The sequence below is a fragment of the Thermoactinomyces vulgaris genome, from assembly GCF_003688725.1.
GTDB classification, from domain to species: Bacteria; Bacillota; Bacilli; order Thermoactinomycetales; family Thermoactinomycetaceae; genus Thermoactinomyces; species Thermoactinomyces vulgaris.
Genome location: NZ_REFP01000008.1, coordinates 307,782 through 327,095, shown reverse-complemented (window position 1 = coordinate 327,095; position 19,314 = coordinate 307,782). Strand labels below are relative to the sequence as shown.

Below are 19,314 nucleotides of genomic sequence, written 5' to 3'. Positions count from 1 at the left end.
TCTGCTCGGATTTCATCCTATCATAATGCATGAAACATCAAAACCTTTTGCAGAAGGAGATTTTTTACTATGAAGCGTGGCAAACCAGACTTTTGGTTGATTTTTCTCACCTTTTTGCTGTTGGGAATTGGACTTGTCATGGTTTTTAGCGCCAGTTATTTCAATGGATATATCGATCCGGGCATCCATGATTCCTATTACTTTTTCAAAAAGCAATCCATCTATGCCCTGATTGGCTTGATTTTATTTTTTACGGTTTCCAATATCCCCTATCACACCTACCGCAAATGGGTCGGCCCGATCTTGCTCCTTTCGCTCATTTTTTTAATCCTCGTCCCGATGATCGGTCTGGTCAGAAACGGAGCGCAACGTTGGCTGGGTTACGGGGCCATCTCTTTTCAACCCTCGGAATTTGTCAAGCTGGGGATGATCATTTACATGTCCTCCATCATGGTCAAAAAGCAACCGGTCTTGCATCAATTTCGGCGTGGTTTGCTCCCTCCCCTGATCGTCCTGTTTCTGATCTTGGGACTCTTAATGTTACAGCCTCATTTTAGCGCAACGGTGATTATCATGGGAATATGTTTCACCATCATTTTTTGCGCCGGCGCCCGGCTGAAACATCTTTTTTTGTTGGCATTATCCGGCCTTCCCGTTCTCATTGGCGTCATGTTGTTGGGAGACTACCGCGTCGACCGGATTCAATCGATGCTTAATCCGTTAAGTGATCCGACCGGAAACGGGTATCAAATCATGCAATCACTGATGGCCATCGGCCCCGGCGGCTTGACGGGAGTGGGACTTGGAAGAAGCATTCAAAAACTGGCTTACCTTCCGGAATCCCATACCGATTTCATCTTCTCGATCATTGCCGAAGAACTCGGGTTTATCGGAGGGTTCATCATTATCGCTTTGTTTGCCTTGCTCATTGTACGCGGCATCTTGGTTGCCCTCCAGGCACCGGATCAGTTTGGAACCTTGATGGCAACAGGGATCGTCACTTTGATTGCAATCGAAACGATTTTCAATTTGGGCGTGGTCACGGCATTGCTTCCGGTGACCGGAGTTCCGCTTCCGCTGATCAGTTACGGGGGAACGGCACTGGTGTTTAAGTTGGTGTCGTTGGGCATTTTGCTGAACATCTCCCGCTACCGGAATGTAAAAAGCAAAGTGAAATTTTCCTCACCCACCATTCATCAGGTACATAGTTAGAAGAAATCCCCCTGGCCGGATTCATCCGGCCAGGGGATTTTTCGTTGAAAGAGTTATTTAATTGGCCGGCAATCCCTCGGAAGGACTGCTGGCACTGGCATATTCCCGTTTTGGGATCCTTCCGGCCTCATATCCCATTCTTCCCGCAATAATGGCATATTTCATGGCTTCTGCCATCTTGACCGGATCTTTCGCCTGAGATACGGCCGTGTTGAGCAACACCCCGTCCGCTCCCAATTCCATGGATTCCGCAACATCTTTCGGCGAACCGATTCCGGCATCGATAATCACCGGCACCGGCGAATTCTCAATGATCCACTTCAGATAAAGGGGATTCAATAACCCTTGCCCCGAACCAATCGGCGACCCTCCGGGCATGATCGCATGGGCCCCGGCTTCCCACAATTTGCGGGCCAAAACCGGATCATCCAAAGTGTAAGAAAGAACGGTAAATCCTTCTTCCACCAACATCCGGGTGGCTTTTAACGTTTCAACGGGATCAGGCAACAAGGTTTTGGAATCGCCGATCACTTCCACTTTAATCATATCACACAAGTTGGAGGCCCGGGCCAAACGGGCGATCCGTACGGCTTCTTCCGCAGTTGTGGCCCCTGCTGTATTTGGCAGCAGTTTGTATTTTTTCAAATCAAGCATTTCCAAAAAGTTGGGTTGCTCCGGATCAAAGAGATTCATTCTGCGGACCGCAAAAGTCAACACCTCGGTTCCGGAAACATCCACCGCTTTTTTTTGTACATCCAAACTGGAAAATTTCCCTGTGCCGAGAAACAAACGCGATTGAAAAGTATGTTTTCCGATTTTCAACACCGGCTTATCCCCCTCCGACAAAATGAACAATTTCAATGCAATCGCCATCCGACAACCGGGTCGTGGGATGCATTTCCCTTGTCAATACATGGCGGTTGTGTTCCACCACAAGAATTTTGTTGTTTAATTTGAAGTGTTTGATGAGATCATCCACCGTTTTCAGATGAGGGGGGACCGTTTGCATCTCCCCGTTCAACTGAATTTGCACTGAACACCCTCCTTTTCATCCGGTAAACCTCCGGGGACTGAACGGGAGACATTCTTCTTCTGTTTCTCCCAAAATGAGACGGGCCACGACTTGACCGGTCCAAGGGCTGAGTAAAATGCCATTTCGAAAATGACCGGTGGCCACAATGCAATGATCGATGTTTTCCAGCCGGCCGATCACAGGAAGCTTATCCGGCGTTCCGGGACGGACGCTTGCCCACATCCGGCTGATGTTTAATTCTTTGACACCAGGCAAGTAACGGGAGGCATCGGCGATAAGCCGGTAAACCGCTTCGGCTGTCACGCCGGGATCCCACTGATGTTCTTTTTCGGTGGCGCCAATGATCCATTCACCGTTTGCTTTTGGCACGATGTACACATCATTGCCGAATATCGTGTGTTTCAGGGAAGGACGGGTGGTTTTCAGGGCAAAGGACTCGCCTTTGACCGGATAGACCGGCAGGTTCAATCCCAACCGCCGCGAAGCAATCCCCGTCCAAGCACCGGCAGCGAGCACCACCGTGTCCGCCGCCCATTCTTCATGCGGGGTGACCACTTTCCGGATCCGTCCGTTTTCAACGCAAAAATCAATGACTTTGCAATCTTCGATCAATTTTGCTCCCTGCTGTTGCGCAGCCCGGATCAAAGCTTGGGTCAACCGGGGGGCAGAAACTTGAAATTCCTCAGGAAAAAACAAGCCGCCGATCACTTCTTCGCCCAGCCCTCTTTCCTTCTCCAGGCATTCCTTGCGATCCAGCCAGACGGCTTTTTGCCATTTCATCCGTTCTTTTAAACCGGCCGCTTCCTCTTCCGACCGGGCGGGTTTGATCAACCCGGAACGGTTCAATTCAATATCCAGCCCGGTCTGCTCCCGCAATGCTTCCGCCAGTTCAGGAAACATGGACCTGCTTTTTAAACAAACATCGGCCAGCGGCCCCGGATGATGCATCTCCACCTGGGCCCCCAACATTCCCGCGGCCGCCCTTGAGGCATGAGCGCCTGCCCGGTCTTGTTCAAGGATAACGACTTTTACTTTTGCTTTGGCCAAGTGATAAGCAATGGAAATGCCGATGATCCCTCCGCCAATAATTAAAACATCACTGTGCTTCATCAACCCACCTTCTTTTCATTTCCTTTGCCGCTTCTTCAGGGGAAGGATGATGTGCGACGGCTGAAATCACAGCCACTCCTTCAGCACCCGTTTGTCGGATTTGATTCACATTGTCCGGTCCGATCCCGCCGATGGCAATGACAGGCAGCGAACAGGCTTGTACCAATCGCCGCAACGATTCCACCCCGAAGGGAGGCAATCCCGGTTTGGAAGCGGAAGGAAAAATGTGCCCTGCCATCAGATAATCCATGCCTTCCTGATTTGCTTCAACCGCGCGGCGGACAGAGTGAACGGAACGTCCCACCCGCATTTTTCGTTGCAACCGTTGCAACATTTCCCGGGAAATCACTTGATGTTCGGTCAGATGCAGGCCCCCTGCCCCCAATTCTTCCGCCACAGCGGCATGCCGGTTAATGATCAACGATTTTGCCTCAATCGGGGTTTCTTGCAAAAGCAGACGGGCCATCTCCAAGATTTCCCCTTCGCTTTTTTCTTTGTAGCGCAGATGAAAAGCATCGGCATAAGGAGCCAAACGGGTCCATTGTTCGATCAAACCACTGAGTGTTTGACAAGGGCTGGATATCACATGCAATTCCATACACGAATCCCCCATCAAAAAAACCGGCATCCATGGGGATACCGGTTTTTATGCATCATCAAGTCATAACGAACCTTCCCCACTTCCTTTCGCTGGCATGACCCAGTTCAAGTTCAAAGGGTTGGAACCATGTTCCTCTCAGCACGTCCGTGCACCCCTAGTGGATAATTTCAATATGATGTTATCTTCTTTATTCTAAACATAGAATGATCTACCCGTCAACTTTTTTAAACATTCGCACGATGGGAATCCCTTCTCTTGTCATGATTTCTTCCTGCTTCTGAAATCCGTGCTTTTCATAACATCGAATGGCCGGCTCATTTTCTTTTCCCGTGGTCACGACCCAGCTTTTGATCCCGGGTTGGTTTAAAACCTCCGTCAACAACCGGGAGGCAATCCCCTGCCGAAAATAGTCCGGATGAACCGCCAGACGGCAGATCGTCATCCGGTCTTTCTCTTTTATGTACGATAAAAAACCGGCCAATTGATCTTTTTTATATATACCGATAAACGTTTCTTTCGATTTTCGCATGGATTGAATGGTTTCTTTCAGTGTGGGAATATTGTAGGAACGGATTCGCTCTGCTTCCACCTGGTACGCCGCTTGCTGTGTGGATAAGATTTGGATCAGATGTTTATCATCCATGAGCGACAAAATTTGTATCGTCATCCCCATCCCTCCTTAACCTCTTCCACTATATCTTTATCTCTCCACCTTTGACAAGCAATCACCGGATTCCATAAAGAAAAGCCACCACCAACTTTTTTGGGGATGATGGTACGTTCGCCACTTTCTATTTTGTGTTTAACGATTTATTTTGACTCCAAAAATACCATCCGCCAAAAACCAGAGCAACCGGCAACAGAATGAATAAAATCCGGGTCCCATACTTGTGCAACAGAAAAAACCCCCATTCCCAATTGGCTCCCAGAAGATGCCCCAAACCGATAAAAGCAGTGCACCAGCAAACGGCGCCTGCATAGGCATGTATGGCAAAACGCCAATAAGAAATCCGGGTTATCCCCGCCAGATAGGCCGAGACATGGCGGACGCCGGGAATGAAATACCCGCCAAACAACAGCCAATTTCCGTATTTACGGAACAGCAACTGCGTGATTCGCAATCGCCGGCGGGTAATGAAAAGCTTGGGCCCGTATTTTTTCAAAAACGGGTATCCCAACCAAATGCCGAGCAAATAACTGATGGTGATTCCACCCGCCGATCCGAGAAACGCACAAAGGATGGTGAGGTAAAAATTCAATTGTCCGATGGTTGTCAAATAACCAAGAAAAGTTAACATAATCTCATCGGGCAACGGAAGTCCGATCAGCCCCAACACCAGAAACAGAAAGATTCCTATATACCCGTATTCCTGCAAGATATACAATGCTTGTTCCATAACTCAACCCCGTTTTTGGACACGTCTCATTCTAAAAATATCTTACGAATTCCGATGCTGAAAAATACTGCTTTTTGTCCGCCGGTTCATCCTGGCCGGCAAGCTCCCTGAACTTCATCCATCCCGCCTGAATCCTTTCGTTTTACCGTGCTGTATTTCCCCCATTCCTTTTGATCTTTCTCCATCATAGCATAAAAGGAGGACGGTATGGAGTCACCGTCCCATGATGGGTACAAGTCAGACATATTGAATGAATTCATTGTATTGGTCCTGATTTAACCCTTTGACCACTTCCACCAGCAAGCGGACGGCATGATCCAAGTCACTCTTGCTGATCATGGAAACATGGCTGTGGATGTACCGTGCCGCCACACCAATGACGATCGACGGAACGCCTTTGCCGTAGAGATGGAACTGTCCGGCATCGGTTCCACCCCCGGTCATCGTGTCGATTTGGAAAGGGATTCCATGTTTTTCGGCCACTTTCACCACATAATTGCGCAAGGACAGATTGGGAATCATCGTCGCATCCAAAAATGTGATTAACGGGCCTTTGCCCAGCTTGGCTTTGTTTTGTCCTTCACTGCCCGGGGAATCTTCCGCAACCCCCACATCCAGAGCAATCGCAACGTCCGGCTTCAGCAGGCGCGGGGCGGTTGTCGCTCCCCTGAGGCCCACTTCTTCCTGCACCGTGGCCCCGGCAATCACCGTATTGGGATGATCCGCCATACTTAATTGTTTTAACACTTCCAAAGCCAGATAACAACCGGCACGGTTGTCCAGCGCTTTAGCCAGAATGGTGTCGCGATCCGGCAAAATTTCAAACGGACACACCGGCACAATCGGATCTCCGACGCGGATCCCCCATTCTTTCACCTGCTCATCGCTGTGGGCACCGATATCAATAAACATTTCGCGAATCGGAATCAATTTTCCTTTTTCTTCGGGTGTCAACACATGCGGCGGCCGGGAACCGATGACCCCCGTAAAGGTTCTTTGTTCCGTAATGATCAAAACACGCTGTGACAACAGAACCTGACTCCACCATCCCCCGAGCGGAGTAAAACGCAAATAACCGCTTTTGGTGATTTCGGTCACCATAAAGCCGACTTCATCCAGGTGTCCGGCCAATAAAATACGCGGCCGGTCACTTGTCCCTTTTTTAATCCCGAAAATGCCTCCGAGCCCGTCGGTTTGAATTTCCACATTTTCTTTGCTCAGTTCCCTTTTCATGACTTCGCGGACTTCTTTTTCAAACCCGGATACCCCGTTGGCTTCGGTAAGTTCCTTCAACAGCTGCATAGATATCCTCCTTCATGTTCATCTTTTGTTAAGTTTTGCAACGTTTTGCGATTTATACCCCGGTCCGGCCTGTTCCGCGGCAAAAATTCACAACACCGGCAATTGCCCGCCAAAACCCTCTCTCTTCGCGTGAATTTTCCGATAAATATCACCCGAGAAACAATGGCTTGAAAACAAGCCATTGTTTTTCCCGGCCGGTTACATTGAATGAAGAAGTTGTATACGGAAATTGTCAGAAGCATCACTGATGGCCAATTGATTTTCCAAACCGTTAATCACACTGCGGTAATACTGCCCCGCCTGCTCCTGTTTTCCCATGCGCAGCATTTCCTCATAGGTTTGGTAACTTTCTTTCAGCAACTGAAACAAGCGGGTGAATTGCTCACGATCCAACACGGGAGGGCGGTCATCCAATTCTTCATCGTAAAAAGTCTGATAACGCTCCAAATAAGCCTCGTAAGATGTAAAGTCCCCGTTCATCTGAACCAACCTCATTTTGAAAGATTCTATGTTTAGCATGGCCTTCCCTTTCATTCCTATTCAAAGTCCGCAAAAGTCCGTAAAAATAAAAAAAGACGCGTTCGCGTCTTTTCTCAAGCGATTTGTCGGAAAGCAAACAATAAGCCGGGTTCTGTTCTCCGGGTGGTCCAAGCAACGGCTTGAACGTCTCCCACCCATTGGAGTGGCAATCATCTATCTACATTGTGTATTGCTACACAACTTCAGCGACCTACCCGAGATCACTGCGGGCCACAGCTGCATCCAAAGATGCTGATCTCCTATCAGGTCTTGCTCCGGGTGGGGTTTACCTAGCCAGCATGTCTCCATGCTGCTGGTGCGCTCTTACCGCACCGTTGCACCCTTGCCTGTGAGACGAAATTCGTCCCCATCGGCGGTCTGCATTTCTGTGGCACTAGCCTTAGGGTCGCCCCCACCGGCCGTTAGCCGGCACCCTGCCCTGTGGAGCCCGGACTTTCCTCCCGTGGGACCTTGCGGTACACCACCGGCGATTGCCTTGTTTACTTTCCTTTGTACAGTAAATTTAATTATAACAATGGAGCAGGGTCATATCAACAGGAACCTCTTTCCACTTGCTCAAACACAAAACCGAAAGGGGTTGGTGTTCACTTTCGACGGTTCGACCGGAACCTGGCGGTTCAACCGTTTTTCCAGCTCCTTGCAAACATACGGAACCACCCAATGCTCAACATGGTGTCCCGGATCCACCAGTGAAATTCCCAAATCCATGGCTTCTTGCGCCGTATGATAATCCACATCCCCCGTGATGTAAACATCGGCCCCCTGCCGTTTGACATCGCGAAGGTAACGGCCGCCAGATCCTCCCAAAATCGCCACTTTCCGGATTTCTTTTTCCGGGTCCCCCACCACACGAACCCCGTCACATTCAAAAGCGTCTTTGACGAAACGGGCAAATTCATCCAATTTCATCGTTTCCGGCAAGGATCCGATTCGTCCGAACCCGAGCGGCTCGCCTTTCAAATCCAACGGATAAATGTCATAAGCCACTTCCTCATATGGATGGGCTTTGAACATGGCTTCAAGCACCCGTTTTTCGATCGATGCCGGCATGATGGTCTCCAAACGGATCTCTTTCACCTTTTCCAGTTCCCCCGTTTGGCCGATAAACGGATTGGCCCCGTCGCGCGGCAAAAAGGTTCCGGTTCCTTCCACATTAAACGTGCAGTGGCTATAGTTCCCGATCCATCCGGCCCCGGCCCTGCTGATGGCATTCAGCACCGCTTCATGATGAGCCACCGGCACGGTGACGACCAGTTTTTTCAATGCATCCTGTTTATAGCCGATCAGAACCTTGGTGCCGGTGAGCCCGAGACGGTCGGCCAAGGCATCATTCACTCCACCCTCAGCCGCATCCAAATTAGTGTGCGCGATGTAAACATGGATGCCGTGTGCCAGCAACTTGGCAAACATTCTGCCTGCCGGCTCATCGGTCCGGATTTCTTTCAACGGATGAAAAATCACCGCATGATGAGCCACGATCCAATTGGCCCCGATGCGAATCGCTTCATCCACCACTTCTTCATTCACATCCAGGGTGACCAGCACTTTCCGGACTTCCCCTTGCGGATCCCCCACCTGTAAACCAATCCGGTCTTTTTCGACAGCCAAAGCGGAAGGGGCATACGATTCCATCGCTTTGATCAGGTCGACTCCGCGAACAGACATGTTTTCACCTTCTCCCATTCTTTTAATTGTTCCGCCAGTTGTTCTCTTTTGGTGACAGCTGGCGCCGATTTCGCGTTTTTCAATGAACGAAACACCTTTTGTTTCGATTCCCATTCCTGCATCACTTTTCTTTTCAAAAGCGGATGCCTTTTCTTAAAAAGCAGCGGCCCCACTTCCATTAAGGTGGATTCCGAAAACTCCCCGCCCATTTCGTGATAAATCCTCTCCTCACCGGGTTCGGCCGCCATCGCCTCATACAAGATGCCGGCATCTTCCACCAATGATTCATCCACCAGGCAAAATCCGTTTTCTTTCAACCACCTGCGGACATTGTGGCCGCCGATGTTGGGTTGCAAAATCAACCTTTTCACACCGTGCAGTTTTTCTTTGCCCTCGTTTAAAATCTGAGCAATCAAAGCCCCGCCCATTCCGGCGATCACAACCACATCGACTTCATCCGGCTTTAACACTGACAATCCGTCTCCGAGGCGGACTTCCACCATCTTTTCCACCTTTGCCATGCGGATGGTGCGGCGGGCATTTTCAAACGGCCCCTTGTTTAACTCTCCCACAATTCCATGTGACAAACAACCGGCCTTGGCCTGATGAATCAGCAAATAGGCATGATCTCCGCCGATGTCTGCCACCCGCGCACCGGAAGGGATCCATTCCGTCAATTTCTGAAGGCGCGCCGACAGGACAATTGGATCATCCGACAACCTCTTCCCTCCCCCTTGAAACTTAGACCTTTACGCCTCTTAGAATAATAGCACGAACCCTTTAAACAAAAAAGCAACCGGTTTGGTTGAGCCGTCTCCGGACAGCAAAGAAGGAAGTGACGGGTCATCACTTCCTTCGCTTGGTTGTTTTCGGTTCCTTCCCCCTCGAATTTAAGCTTCCTTGAAGTACAACCATTTTTGGAAAAAAGGAGTCAAATCTTTGCCGGCCACTTCACCTGCGGTCCGGATAAAATCCCGGGTGGTGGCGACTTTGTATTGATAACGGTGATAATAGGTTTTTAAGATCTCCAGGACTTTCTCTCTTCCGATTTCGTCCATCAGTTCATACAACATGGCTGCCGGACGAATGTACACCATCAGACCGTACACCGGTTCCGGGTAATCATACAACGGTTGAGCCGAACTGATCCCCACCGTTTGATGAATTTCATCGGCTTTTTCCGATGCTTTCTTCAAAAGCTCCCGTTCATCTTCTTTCATCTGCTCTTCCATATACAAAAACTCGGAGAAGGTGGTCAACCCTTCATCCAGCCAGGGTTCTTTGGCTTGGTTGTTGCCGACCACCCCGTACCACCACTGGTGCGCCAGCTCGTGCACCACCACATTGACGGCCGGTTGGATCCCTTTTTTGGTCCCGATTTTTGGAATGGAGGTCACCAGGCCCGGATATTCCATCCCGGCGATTCCTTCACCGGTTTCCCCCAACACGACATCGACTTCTTCATAAGGATAGGGTCCGAATTTTTCACTGTAAAATTTCATTCCGGATACCGCTGCTTCCAACAAGGGTTTGGCCACATCCTCCATCCCGTTCATATACCAAAGGTTGACTTGAATATCTTTGTACTTTCCGCTTACCGACCGGTAATCTTTGGTCAAAACCGCTGCAAAGTCGCGGACTTGATCCTGTTTGATGGTGATTTTGGAGCGTACCGGTTGATTTTTGTCATTTCCCGTGGAAATCACCCGGTAACCTTCGGGGAGACGGAAAGTGACTTCAAAATCAGACATCACCGAGTAAAAGGGATCGCCGGTCGTGGTGTACGGTTCGGTATGCCATCCGTGTTGATCCCTGACGGCCAGCATCGGGTACCACTGAGCCAAAAAGGCCGTGTTTTTGAAAGTGTTCAGCCGCATCCCTCCACGGGGCAAATGCAATAAAAAATCCATCTCAATGCGGGCGGATTGTCCGTCTTGAAGGGAACGGGGCAACTGCACTTTCATCACCGTTTCCTTGATATCGGGCTGCACGCTTTTGCCATCCACTTTCACATGAAAAACGCGGATGTAACCCGGTTTTTCCGGTTTGGAGGCTTTGTGCTTCCAATTTTGAAATGCATTGGGATAGAGCCTGAAATATACTTCATTTTGCGGTTCGTTTCTTTTTTCCGGCAAAGTGACCACCATATGTCCCGTCAACTCATCCTTTTCCGGATAAAAGGTTGTATCCATCTGATAAAAAGGGCGGTCCGCATAAGCGACCCCTTCCCTTGTATTGACACGGGGCGCCATTCCGGTCAAAACCGAAGAGGCGAAAATCAAAGAGAGAACGAGCGAAAATACACGGCCTTTCATCTGTGTCACCTCAATTTGGTCAATTGGATTCTTCCATAGGATGACCTTAATATTGAGGATTTATGACAGAGAAAAGCCGCCTTGTCATCTCAGGGTCTCATGATTTTCTCTTTATAAGTTGCCTCGCCGGGCCTGCTCCCGCTCAATCGCCTCAAACAAAGCTTTAAAGTTTCCTTCACCAAATCCCCTGGCGCCTTTGCGCTGGATGATTTCAAAGAACAAGGTCGGACGGTCCACAATCGGTTTGGTGAAGATCTGCAACAGATATCCTTCATCATCCCGGTCCACCAAAATCCGGAGCCGTTTCAAATCATCCAGCTTTTCATCAATGTCGCCGACGCGTTCAAACAAATCTTCATAATACGTATCCGGGGTGTCCAAAAACTCCACGCCGTTTTTCTGCATCGTTTCCACGGTTTTCACAATGTCATCGGTAAGGAGCGCCACATGTTGAACGCCCGCACCGTGATAAAACTCCAAAAACTCCTGGATTTGTGATTTTTTCTTTCCTTCCGCCGGTTCGTTGATGGGGAACTTGATTCTTCCCGATCCGTTTTGCATCACTTTGGACATCAACGCCGAATACTCCGTGCTGATATCCTCGTCATCAAAATGAATCAACTGCTTAAAGCCCATGACTTTCTCATAATAAGCCACCCATGTCTCCATTTTTTCCACATTGCCCACCACATGGTCCACACCGGTGATGCCGGCATTCCGCACGGGGAGGTTCATTTCACACGGAATAAAGCCCGGCGCAAACAACCCTTTGTATTTTTTCCGCTCCACAAGCGTATGGACGGTGTCCCCATAGGTGCCGATGACGGCTTTTTTCAAAACCCCTTGTTCATCCCTCAATTCATACGGTTCTTTGATGGCAATGCCTCCGCGGGAAACCGCCTCTTTGAAAGCGCTTTCCACATCGTCCACCAAAAGGGCAATATCTTTGACTCCGTCACCGTGTTGCCTGACAAAGGAGGAAATCTCATGCTCCGGAGAATAAGCCCCGGTAATCAAAAAGCGCACATTCCCTTGTTCCACCAGATACGAAACGGTTTCGCGGTTTCCGGTTTCCAATCCGCTGTAAGCAACCGGACGAAATCCAAACGTCTGGCAAAAATAAGATGCAGCTTGCCTCGCATTTCCTGTGTAATACTCTAAATAGTCTACATCATGGATTGGGAAAAAATCGCTCATGTAAGAATATTCCTCCTTTATAAAATAATCTGTCATTTATAGATTAATATGCAAAAAAAAACAGCGCAAGCATCTACATTGATGCACCGCCGCTTTTCCGTAATGAAAGACTGTGGAAGTCTTCAGCAATCATTGCATATACACACGTATTTTCCAATTGGCGATCCGGGGACACATGGAAATTCCGCAGGATCCCTTCCAACCGGTACCCCAAACGTTCAGCCACTTTCCGGCTGCGTACATTTCGTTGGTCACAGCGGATCTCCACCCGGTTGGCTTTTAAAATTTCAAAAGCAAATACGGACAACCCCCGGACCGCTTCAGTGATGTACCCCTGTCTCATGTAAGACTTGCGGCACCAATAACCGATTTCAAATTTCGGTACGCTCCAGTCAATCCGGTGCAGTCCGCTGCTCCCGACAAAATCCTTGGTCTCTTTGTGAAACAAATGGAAACGCAAGTCGGTTCGCTCCAAGAACTTGCTGTGTGCCTGCCTGACATTGATTTCGGCTTGTTCTTTGGAAGGGGGAGTTTGCGCCCATGGCATCCATTGGCGCAAAAGCTCCTCGGTTTCCACCATGGCTTCATACACTTTTTCCCCGTCTCCCGGCAAAGGCAAACGAATCCATAAACGTTCGGTTTCGAAAGAATGCGGAAAATCCATCAAGATCGGAGGGATTCGCTCCATTTTTGACTCTCCATTTCTTGCTGTAATCCATACAGACCGATGATATTCATTCTAAATGTACCGGGAAGCCGGAAAAAAGACAAGGGTCAAGCTTTGCCGCCCGCTTGTTGATAGGCGGACAAGTCCTTTCGGATAAAGGCTTCCCGCAACTTGTACTTTTGGATTTTTCCGCTGGCGGTCATCGGATATTTGTCCACAAAAATGACTTGGGAAGGGATTTTGTACCGGGCAATGTTCCCTTTGCAAAACTCAATGATTTCCTCTTCCGTACAATCGACCCCCTCTTTCTTCCGGATGAAAGCCACCGAAACTTCACCATACTTTTCGTCCGGCACTCCCACAATTTGAATGTCCAAAACTTTGGGATGCGTATAGAGAAATTCCTCAATCTCCCGCGGATAAATATTTTCGCCCCCACGAATGATCATATCTTTCAAACGTCCGGTAATCCGGTAGGTTCCATCTTCATTTTCCACTGCCAAATCACCGGTGTGAAGCCATCCTTCTTCATCAATCACTTCCCGGGTCGCCTCAGGCATTTTGTAATAGCCTTTCATCACATGGTAACCCCGGGTGCAAAGCTCCCCTTGCTTTCCCGGAGGCAACGGCTTGTTGCTTTCGGGGTCAATGATTTTCACTTCCACATGCGGCAAGGGCCTTCCCACGGTGGCCACACGCACGTCCAAAGGGTCATCCGTCCGGGTCTGGGTGATGACCGGTGAAGACTCCGTTTGGCCGTAAGCAATGGTGATTTCGCGGACCCCCATGTCTTCGGTCACTTTGCGCATCACTTCAATCGGGCAATTGGAACCGGCCATAATCCCCGTTCGCAAATGGGGGTACTTTTTCTTTCGGAAGGACGGATGATTCAATTCGGTAATAAACATGGTGGGCACCCCGTGCAGGCCTGTACACTTTTCCTTTTCCACAATCTCCAGCACTTTTCCGGCGTCAAAGGTGATCAAGGGAACCAGGGCCGCCCCGACACTGATGCCGGCTAGGGTGCCCAGGACGCACCCGAAGCAATGAAAAAAAGGCACCGGTATACAGAGGCGGTCTTTCTCCGTCAATTTCATGCACTCTGCGATATTTCGCCCGTTGTTGATGATATTGTGGTGAGAAAGCATCACGCCTTTTGGAAATCCGGTGGTGCCGGACGTGTACTGCATGTTGATCACATCATCCGGATGCAAAGATGCCTGACGGGCTTTGACTTCCTCCTCCCGGACCTCCCTCCCCATTTCAATCAGGTCCTTCCAGCAAAACATCCCGGGGGCCGGTTCATCATCGAGCAGTATGACATTTTTCAATTTGGGCAATCTCTTGGATTTTAACCGGCCGGGCGGACATTCTTTTAACTCCGGGCATATTTCATAAAGCATATCGACATAGGAAACGCCTTTTACTTCCCTCTCCAAAATCAGTGTCTCCGTATCCGATTGCTTCAGCAAATATTCCAGTTCGCGCACGCGGTAATTGGTGTTGACCGTAATCAAAACCACCCCGGTCATGCCGGTGGCAAATTGGGAAATCAACCATTCCGGTTGGTTCAGAGCCCAGATGGCCAGGTGATGCCCTTTGTCCAACCCCAGCTTAATCAATCCTTTGGCAGCTTCGATCACCTTTTTTTGAAAGTCCTCATAAGTCCAGCGAATGCCTTTCTCCGGATAAATCACCGCTTCTTTTTTTCCATGGAGCTTCACTTGTTCGTCCAACAAATCCCCCAGCGTGTAATGAACCAGTTCCGCCAAGATATGACCTCCCTTTTCAACAGCCGATTTCACGTGCAATGATATTGCGCTGAATCTCCGAGGTTCCTTCCCCGATCTCGGTCAATTTGGCATCACGGAAATACCGCTCCACTTTATAATCGTGCATATATCCCCAGCCGCCATGAATTTGCACCGCTTGATTGGCAACTTCCATGGCCACTTCCGAAGCAAACAATTTACAGATGGAAGCTTCCTTGGTAAACCGTTTTCCCTGATCCTTCAACCAGGCAGCTTTATATACATAAGTCCGGGCCAATTCAATTTTCATGTGCATATCCGCCAATTTATGCTGAATCGCCTGAAACTTGGACAGAGATTGGCCAAATTGTTTCCGTTCTTTCGCATACTTCAAAGCCAATTCATAGGCTCCCTGCGCTATTCCGACCGCCATGGCCCCGATCCCGATCCGGCCCCCGTCCAGGGTGATCAAAAACTGTTTAAACCCTTTTCCCCTTTCCCCCAAAATATTTTCTTCCGGAACGTGCACATCTTCCAACACCAATTCGGTGGTATTGGAACTGTTTAACCCCAGCTTCACATAATGATCCAGCACTTGGAACCCGGGCGCATCCGTCGGAACGATAAACGCGGTGATTTCTTTGCGGTCTCCGGATTGGCCGGTCACGGCGGTCAAAGCCAAATACTTTGCATAACTGGCATTAGTGATGAAACATTTGCTGCCATTTATGACCCACTCGTCCCCTTTTTTGACAGCGCGGGTTTTGGTTCCTCCGGCATCGGAACCGGCATTGGGTTCGGTGAGCCCAAAAGCCCCCAAGGTCTTTCCTTCACACAACGGAACCAGATATTTTTCTTTTTGTTCTTTGGTTCCAAAGAGATAGAGTGGAGCACACCCCAATGAGATGTGAGCAGAATAAGTGATTCCGGTGGAAGCACAAACCCGGCTCAATTCCTCCACGGCAATGGCAAAGCTGATCGTATCTGCACCCGCTCCTCCGTATTCTTCCGGAAAGGGCAACCCCATTAATTTAAGATTGGACATTTTCTGAAAAATATCCTTGGGAAATTGCTTGCTTCGATCCCTTTCATCCGCTCCCGGAGCCACCTCTCCTTCGGCAAAATCACGCATCAAAGATCGGATCATTTGTTGCTCGGATGTCAATTCGTAGTTCATGTTTCCCCACTCCTTCGGTCCGAATGACAGCGTTTTCATTTTTATTATAAATTTTTTTATTCTATTTATTCAATAATTTTCGGTTATTCGCCCCAAACGGGCCCAAAATTGTCCGAAACTTATTTGCAATGAGGGTTGAAAAGGGATAAAATTGAATCAACAAAAAAGAAACGCACCCGGTTGGGTGCGTCAAACCGCCAAATTTTATTCGAGGAAATCTTTTAAACGTTTGCTGCGGCTTGGATGACGCAATTTGCGAAGTGCTTTGGCTTCAATCTGACGAATCCGTTCCCGTGTCACGCCAAAGACTTTCCCGACTTCTTCCAAAGTGCGGGTGCGTCCATCATCCAATCCAAAACGTAAACGCAAAACATTTTCTTCCCGTTCCGACAAGGTATCCAACACATCTTTCAACTGTTCTTTCAACAATTCATAAGCCGCGGCATCCGCTGGTGCTTGTGCATCATCATCCGGAATGAAATCGCCCAGATGGGAGTCATCTTCTTCTCCGATCGGCGTTTCCAACGAAACGGGTTCTTGGGCAATTTTCATGATTTCCCGTACCTTTTCAGGGCTTAAACCCATTTCTTCGGCAATTTCTTCCGGTGTCGGCTCCCGGCCGAGTTCTTGCAACAATTGACGGGACACGCGAATCAATTTATTAATGGTTTCCACCATATGAACCGGGATTCGAATGGTGCGGGCCTGATCGGCAATGGCGCGGGTGATGGCTTGCCGGATCCACCAGGTTGCGTACGTGCTGAATTTAAATCCTTTACGGAAATCAAACTTTTCAACGGCTTTAATCAGCCCCATATTTCCTTCCTGAATCAAATCCAAGAACAACATTCCCCGTCCGACATACCGCTTGGCGATACTGACCACCAGGCGCAAGTTGGCTTCAGCCAGCCGCTGCTTGGCTTCTTCATCCCCCTGTTCAATCCGTTTAGCCAATTCGACTTCTTCTTCCGCAGTCAGCAAAGGAACACGGCCAATCTCTTTGAGATACATCCGGACAGGGTCATTGATTTTAACTCCCGGCGGAACATTTAAATCATCATCCACAAACTCCTCGTCATCGACCTCGGTTTCATCAAAATCCGAATCGTCTTCTTCATTGACCACTTCGATTCCCTGATCATGCAAGTGTTCAAAAAACTCGTCCATTTGTTGGGAACTTTGGTCGAAAGGAGACATTTTTTCCATGATCATTTTATAAGATAAAACACCTTGCTTTTTGCCTTTTTCCACCAATTGTTCTTTGGCTTGATCCAAAGTTAGTTCCATTTCATTTTGTTTGTTCGCCAAGTTCCTTTCCTCCTCCTTTCTGATGAACTCGTTTCCTAAATCCGCATATGCAACTGATTACGCAACTGCGTAACTTCCTTTAACAACTTTGCGGCTTTGACGGGTTCATCAGCACGCGATAGTTGTTCAATCTGTCTCTCCTTTTCTTCAATCTGTTTCAGGAGAGGAACATCTCGTATATGGTGAACACAATCCCTCAATTCCTTTTCCGAAATCTCATCGGGCAACTCCATGAAAGCAAGTTTTGCGGCCACTGATTCCAGATCGGGGTCGGTCAATGTACGGATAAAGGCTCCGGGATCTTCCGGGCTGTCCCGGTCATAGTAAGAATAAAGATAAGCTGCCAACACGGCATAAATTTCTGTATTGAAATCAGCTCCCAAATGGGTTTTCACCCATTCCGTCACTGATCTGCTTCTCATCATATGGGCAATCAGATACATCTCCGATTTCTCGGCAATCGACCGGGGTTGAGCACCTCCGATCAAATGTTTGCCAATCTCTTGATACCCATTATTCCACTTGGAGCCATCTTTATCCCTTTTGCTTTTCTGCTTTATCCGCTTTGCTTTCCGCAGTTCATCTTTCAGGGCATCCAATGAAAGATGAAACTCTCCGGCCAACCGGCGAAGATAGTGATCTTGTTCAATGGCTTGAGGCAACCTGGCAATGACACCGACCGCTTCGGCCAGATATTTCATGCGTTCGTCTTCATCCTGCAAATCATATTTTTTCTTTAGGATTTCCAATTTAAATGCCGTTAATGGCATGGCCGCCGCCAAAATTTCTTCTTTAAACGCCGTCTTTCCGAACCGCCGGATGTAATCGTCCGGATCCAATCCCAAGGGCATTTGCGCGACTTTGACCGTGCATCCTTCATTTTTTAACAATTCAATTCCTCTGAAAGCCGCATTCTGCCCGGCTTCATCGGAATCGTAACTCAAAATGACATGGTCTGAATTTCTCTTCAGGATTCGTGCTTGGGTTTCGCTCAGAGCCGTTCCCAACGTCGCAACACCATTGGGAACCCCTGCCTGCCAGGCAGAGATCACATCCATGTATCCTTCAAACAGAACGGCTTTGGAATGTTTACGTATGTGAGAACGTGCACGATGAAGATTATATAAATGATTCCGTTTATGAAATAATATTGTATCAGGACTGTTCAAATACTTCGGTTGTCCGTCTCCCAATGCCCGTCCGCCAAAGCCGATCACTTTTCCCTGGGCGTCATGAATCGGAAACATCAGGCGATGTCGAAAACGGTCATAATATTTTTTAGTGTATCCTTGTTCACGCGATGTGATTAATCCAACTTTTTCGAGGATCTCTTCGGAAAACCCTCTTTTTTTAAGGAATGACAGTAGAAATTGAAAAGATGAAGGTGCATAGCCAAGTTGAAACTCTTTGACGGCCTCCGGCAGGATTTCCCGTTGCTTGAGATATTGTCTTGCAACACGGCCGTACTTTGTGGAAAGGAGCACATAATGATACAACTTTGCAGTCAGATCGAGAGCTTTTCTCATTTGCCGGCGCATTTGTTCCTCTTCATCGGAAAGATCTTCCGCAACCGGCTTGGGAACGGGAATGCCGGCTTGTTCAGCTAAATGCGTCACGGCTTCGACAAACGTGTACTGCTCCAGCTCCATGACAAATTTGATCACATCTCCGCCTTTCCCGCAACCGAAACAATAAAAAATCTGTTTATCAGGCGCGACCGAAAAGGAAGGAGTTTTCTCTGAATGAAAAGGGCACAATCCAAAATAATTCTTACCGCTTTTTTTCAGGGAAACGGTCTGTTCAATCACATCGACAATATCATACTCTTTTCTGACTTGGTCAATGACTTCATCAGGAATCCTTCCTTTCATATCCATCACTGCTTTCTAAAGAATTCCTAATAAAAGGTATGGATGGATTGATTCCCCTGCACGAATGTTAACTATTCGCCAACATTCGGCAAACTCCTCCTTCAATCCTTTTTTTATAAAATGGCAATATCTGCAAAAAGTGCTTTGACCTTTCCCTATCCCCTTATT

18 protein-coding genes, 1 other RNA gene and 1 riboswitch are annotated in these 19,314 nt (G+C 48.5%); of the genes, 1 reads left to right on the top strand and 18 read right to left on the bottom strand.

The annotated features are described in order from the left end of the window. Positions 1–69 precede the first annotated feature (69 nt). Complete coding sequence (ftsW, locus tag ATH33_RS06000; protein ID WP_049720336.1) at positions 70–1,212, top strand: putative lipid II flippase FtsW; 1,143 nt, start codon at positions 70–72, stop codon at positions 1,210–1,212. Between the two features lie 57 nt (positions 1,213–1,269). Here the strand turns inward: ftsW and ATH33_RS05995 are convergent, their stop codons facing one another. The 18 genes from ATH33_RS05995 to dnaG all read right to left on the bottom strand — a co-directional run bounded on the left by ATH33_RS05995 (position 1,270) and on the right by dnaG (position 19,146). After that, on the bottom strand, positions 1,270–2,037 hold the full coding sequence (locus tag ATH33_RS05995) for a thiazole synthase (protein ID WP_037994477.1): 768 nt from the start codon (positions 2,035–2,037) through the stop codon (positions 1,270–1,272). A 4-nt stretch (positions 2,038–2,041) separates the two neighbouring features. Then, positions 2,042–2,245 carry a sulfur carrier protein ThiS gene (thiS, locus tag ATH33_RS05990; RefSeq protein ID WP_037994479.1) on the bottom strand — a complete coding sequence of 68 codons (204 nt, stop codon included), beginning with the start codon at positions 2,243–2,245 and terminating at the stop codon, positions 2,042–2,044. A gap of 15 nt (positions 2,246–2,260) precedes the next feature. Further along, positions 2,261–3,355 carry a glycine oxidase ThiO gene (gene thiO, locus ATH33_RS05985; RefSeq protein WP_049720337.1) on the bottom strand — a complete coding sequence of 365 codons (1,095 nt, stop codon included), beginning with the start codon at positions 3,353–3,355 and terminating at the stop codon, positions 2,261–2,263. Continuing rightward, entirely contained in the window at positions 3,342–3,953 is a 612-nt protein-coding gene (locus tag ATH33_RS05980; RefSeq protein ID WP_049720338.1) for a thiamine phosphate synthase, read from the bottom strand. Before ATH33_RS05980 ends, thiO begins: the two co-directional genes overlap by 14 nt. Positions 3,954–4,020: 67 nt before the next feature. Next, positions 4,021–4,122, bottom strand: a riboswitch (TPP riboswitch). Between the two features lie 42 nt (positions 4,123–4,164). Further along, positions 4,165–4,623 (bottom strand): GNAT family N-acetyltransferase, encoded by a 459-nt coding sequence (locus tag ATH33_RS05975; RefSeq protein WP_037994485.1) that lies wholly within the window; start codon positions 4,621–4,623, stop codon positions 4,165–4,167. A gap of 124 nt (positions 4,624–4,747) precedes the next feature. Continuing rightward, the gene (locus ATH33_RS05970) at positions 4,748–5,353 is read right to left on the bottom strand and encodes a DedA family protein (protein ID WP_037994486.1); all 606 of its coding nucleotides are present in this window, start codon (positions 5,351–5,353) and stop codon (positions 4,748–4,750) included. Between the two features lie 237 nt (positions 5,354–5,590). After that, positions 5,591–6,655, bottom strand: coding sequence for a M42 family metallopeptidase (locus ATH33_RS05965; RefSeq protein ID WP_037994489.1), 1,065 nt, complete (start codon positions 6,653–6,655; stop codon positions 5,591–5,593). Positions 6,656–6,853: 198 nt separating this feature from the next. Then, a complete protein-coding gene (locus ATH33_RS05960; protein ID WP_037994490.1) occupies positions 6,854–7,135 on the bottom strand; it encodes a hypothetical protein in 282 nt (93 codons plus the stop codon). A gap of 125 nt (positions 7,136–7,260) precedes the next feature. Beyond that, positions 7,261–7,681: RNase P RNA component class A (gene rnpB / locus ATH33_RS05955), an RNA gene on the bottom strand. Positions 7,682–7,750: 69 nt separating this feature from the next. Next, positions 7,751–8,860 (bottom strand): Nif3-like dinuclear metal center hexameric protein, encoded by a 1,110-nt coding sequence (locus ATH33_RS05950; RefSeq protein ID WP_037994492.1) that lies wholly within the window; start codon positions 8,858–8,860, stop codon positions 7,751–7,753. Beyond that, positions 8,836–9,579, bottom strand: a complete 744-nt coding sequence (locus ATH33_RS05945; RefSeq protein WP_037994494.1) for a tRNA (adenine(22)-N(1))-methyltransferase — start codon at positions 9,577–9,579, stop codon at positions 8,836–8,838. Before ATH33_RS05945 ends, ATH33_RS05950 begins: the two co-directional genes overlap by 25 nt. 171 nt (positions 9,580–9,750) lie before the next feature. Beyond that, positions 9,751–11,175, bottom strand: coding sequence for a M1 family metallopeptidase (locus tag ATH33_RS05940; protein ID WP_037994496.1), 1,425 nt, complete (start codon positions 11,173–11,175; stop codon positions 9,751–9,753). A 111-nt stretch (positions 11,176–11,286) separates the two neighbouring features. Then, positions 11,287–12,408: a 4-hydroxyphenylpyruvate dioxygenase gene (gene hppD / locus ATH33_RS05935; protein ID WP_049720339.1), complete on the bottom strand. Its 1,122-nt coding sequence runs from the start codon at positions 12,406–12,408 to the stop codon at positions 11,287–11,289. 37 nt (positions 12,409–12,445) lie between these two features. After that, positions 12,446–13,060 (bottom strand): GNAT family N-acetyltransferase, encoded by a 615-nt coding sequence (locus ATH33_RS05930; protein WP_049720340.1) that lies wholly within the window; start codon positions 13,058–13,060, stop codon positions 12,446–12,448. Between the two features lie 86 nt (positions 13,061–13,146). After that, entirely contained in the window at positions 13,147–14,802 is a 1,656-nt protein-coding gene (locus ATH33_RS05925) for an AMP-binding protein (protein ID WP_037994691.1), read from the bottom strand. Between the two features lie 25 nt (positions 14,803–14,827). Further along, on the bottom strand, positions 14,828–15,967 hold the full coding sequence (locus tag ATH33_RS05920; protein ID WP_037994500.1) for an acyl-CoA dehydrogenase: 1,140 nt from the start codon (positions 15,965–15,967) through the stop codon (positions 14,828–14,830). A 204-nt stretch (positions 15,968–16,171) separates the two neighbouring features. Next, on the bottom strand, positions 16,172–17,254 hold the full coding sequence (rpoD, locus tag ATH33_RS05915) for an RNA polymerase sigma factor RpoD (protein WP_082240632.1): 1,083 nt from the start codon (positions 17,252–17,254) through the stop codon (positions 16,172–16,174). Positions 17,255–17,310: 56 nt separating this feature from the next. After that, a complete protein-coding gene (gene dnaG, locus ATH33_RS05910; RefSeq protein ID WP_037994693.1) occupies positions 17,311–19,146 on the bottom strand; it encodes a DNA primase in 1,836 nt (611 codons plus the stop codon). Positions 19,147–19,314: the final 168 nt, after the last annotated feature.

What these genes read in the sequence shown, in the direction of transcription:
- thiO (WP_049720337.1), bottom strand. Translation starts at nt 3,355, where the DNA reads ATGAAGCACAGTGATGTTTTAATTATTGGCGGAGGGATCATCGGCATT.
- ATH33_RS05940 (WP_037994496.1), bottom strand. Translation starts at nt 11,175, where the DNA reads ATGAAAGGCCGTGTATTTTCGCTCGTTCTCTCTTTGATTTTCGCCTCT.
- ATH33_RS05975 (WP_037994485.1), bottom strand. Translation starts at nt 4,623, where the DNA reads ATGACGATACAAATTTTGTCGCTCATGGATGATAAACATCTGATCCAA.
- rpoD (WP_082240632.1), bottom strand. Translation starts at nt 17,254, where the DNA reads ATGGAACTAACTTTGGATCAAGCCAAAGAACAATTGGTGGAAAAAGGC.
- ATH33_RS05920 (WP_037994500.1), bottom strand. Translation starts at nt 15,967, where the DNA reads ATGAACTACGAATTGACATCCGAGCAACAAATGATCCGATCTTTGATG.
- ftsW (WP_049720336.1), top strand. Translation starts at nt 70, where the DNA reads ATGAAGCGTGGCAAACCAGACTTTTGGTTGATTTTTCTCACCTTTTTG.
- ATH33_RS05980 (WP_049720338.1), bottom strand. Translation starts at nt 3,953, where the DNA reads ATGGAATTGCATGTGATATCCAGCCCTTGTCAAACACTCAGTGGTTTG.
- ATH33_RS05960 (WP_037994490.1), bottom strand. Translation starts at nt 7,135, where the DNA reads ATGAACGGGGACTTTACATCTTACGAGGCTTATTTGGAGCGTTATCAG.
- hppD (WP_049720339.1), bottom strand. Translation starts at nt 12,408, where the DNA reads ATGACAGATTATTTTATAAAGGAGGAATATTCTTACATGAGCGATTTT.
- ATH33_RS05950 (WP_037994492.1), bottom strand. Translation starts at nt 8,860, where the DNA reads ATGTCTGTTCGCGGAGTCGACCTGATCAAAGCGATGGAATCGTATGCC.
- dnaG (WP_037994693.1), bottom strand. Translation starts at nt 19,146, where the DNA reads ATGAAAGGAAGGATTCCTGATGAAGTCATTGACCAAGTCAGAAAAGAG.
- ATH33_RS05970 (WP_037994486.1), bottom strand. Translation starts at nt 5,353, where the DNA reads ATGGAACAAGCATTGTATATCTTGCAGGAATACGGGTATATAGGAATC.
- ATH33_RS05930 (WP_049720340.1), bottom strand. Translation starts at nt 13,060, where the DNA reads ATGGAGCGAATCCCTCCGATCTTGATGGATTTTCCGCATTCTTTCGAA.
- ATH33_RS05965 (WP_037994489.1), bottom strand. Translation starts at nt 6,655, where the DNA reads ATGCAGCTGTTGAAGGAACTTACCGAAGCCAACGGGGTATCCGGGTTT.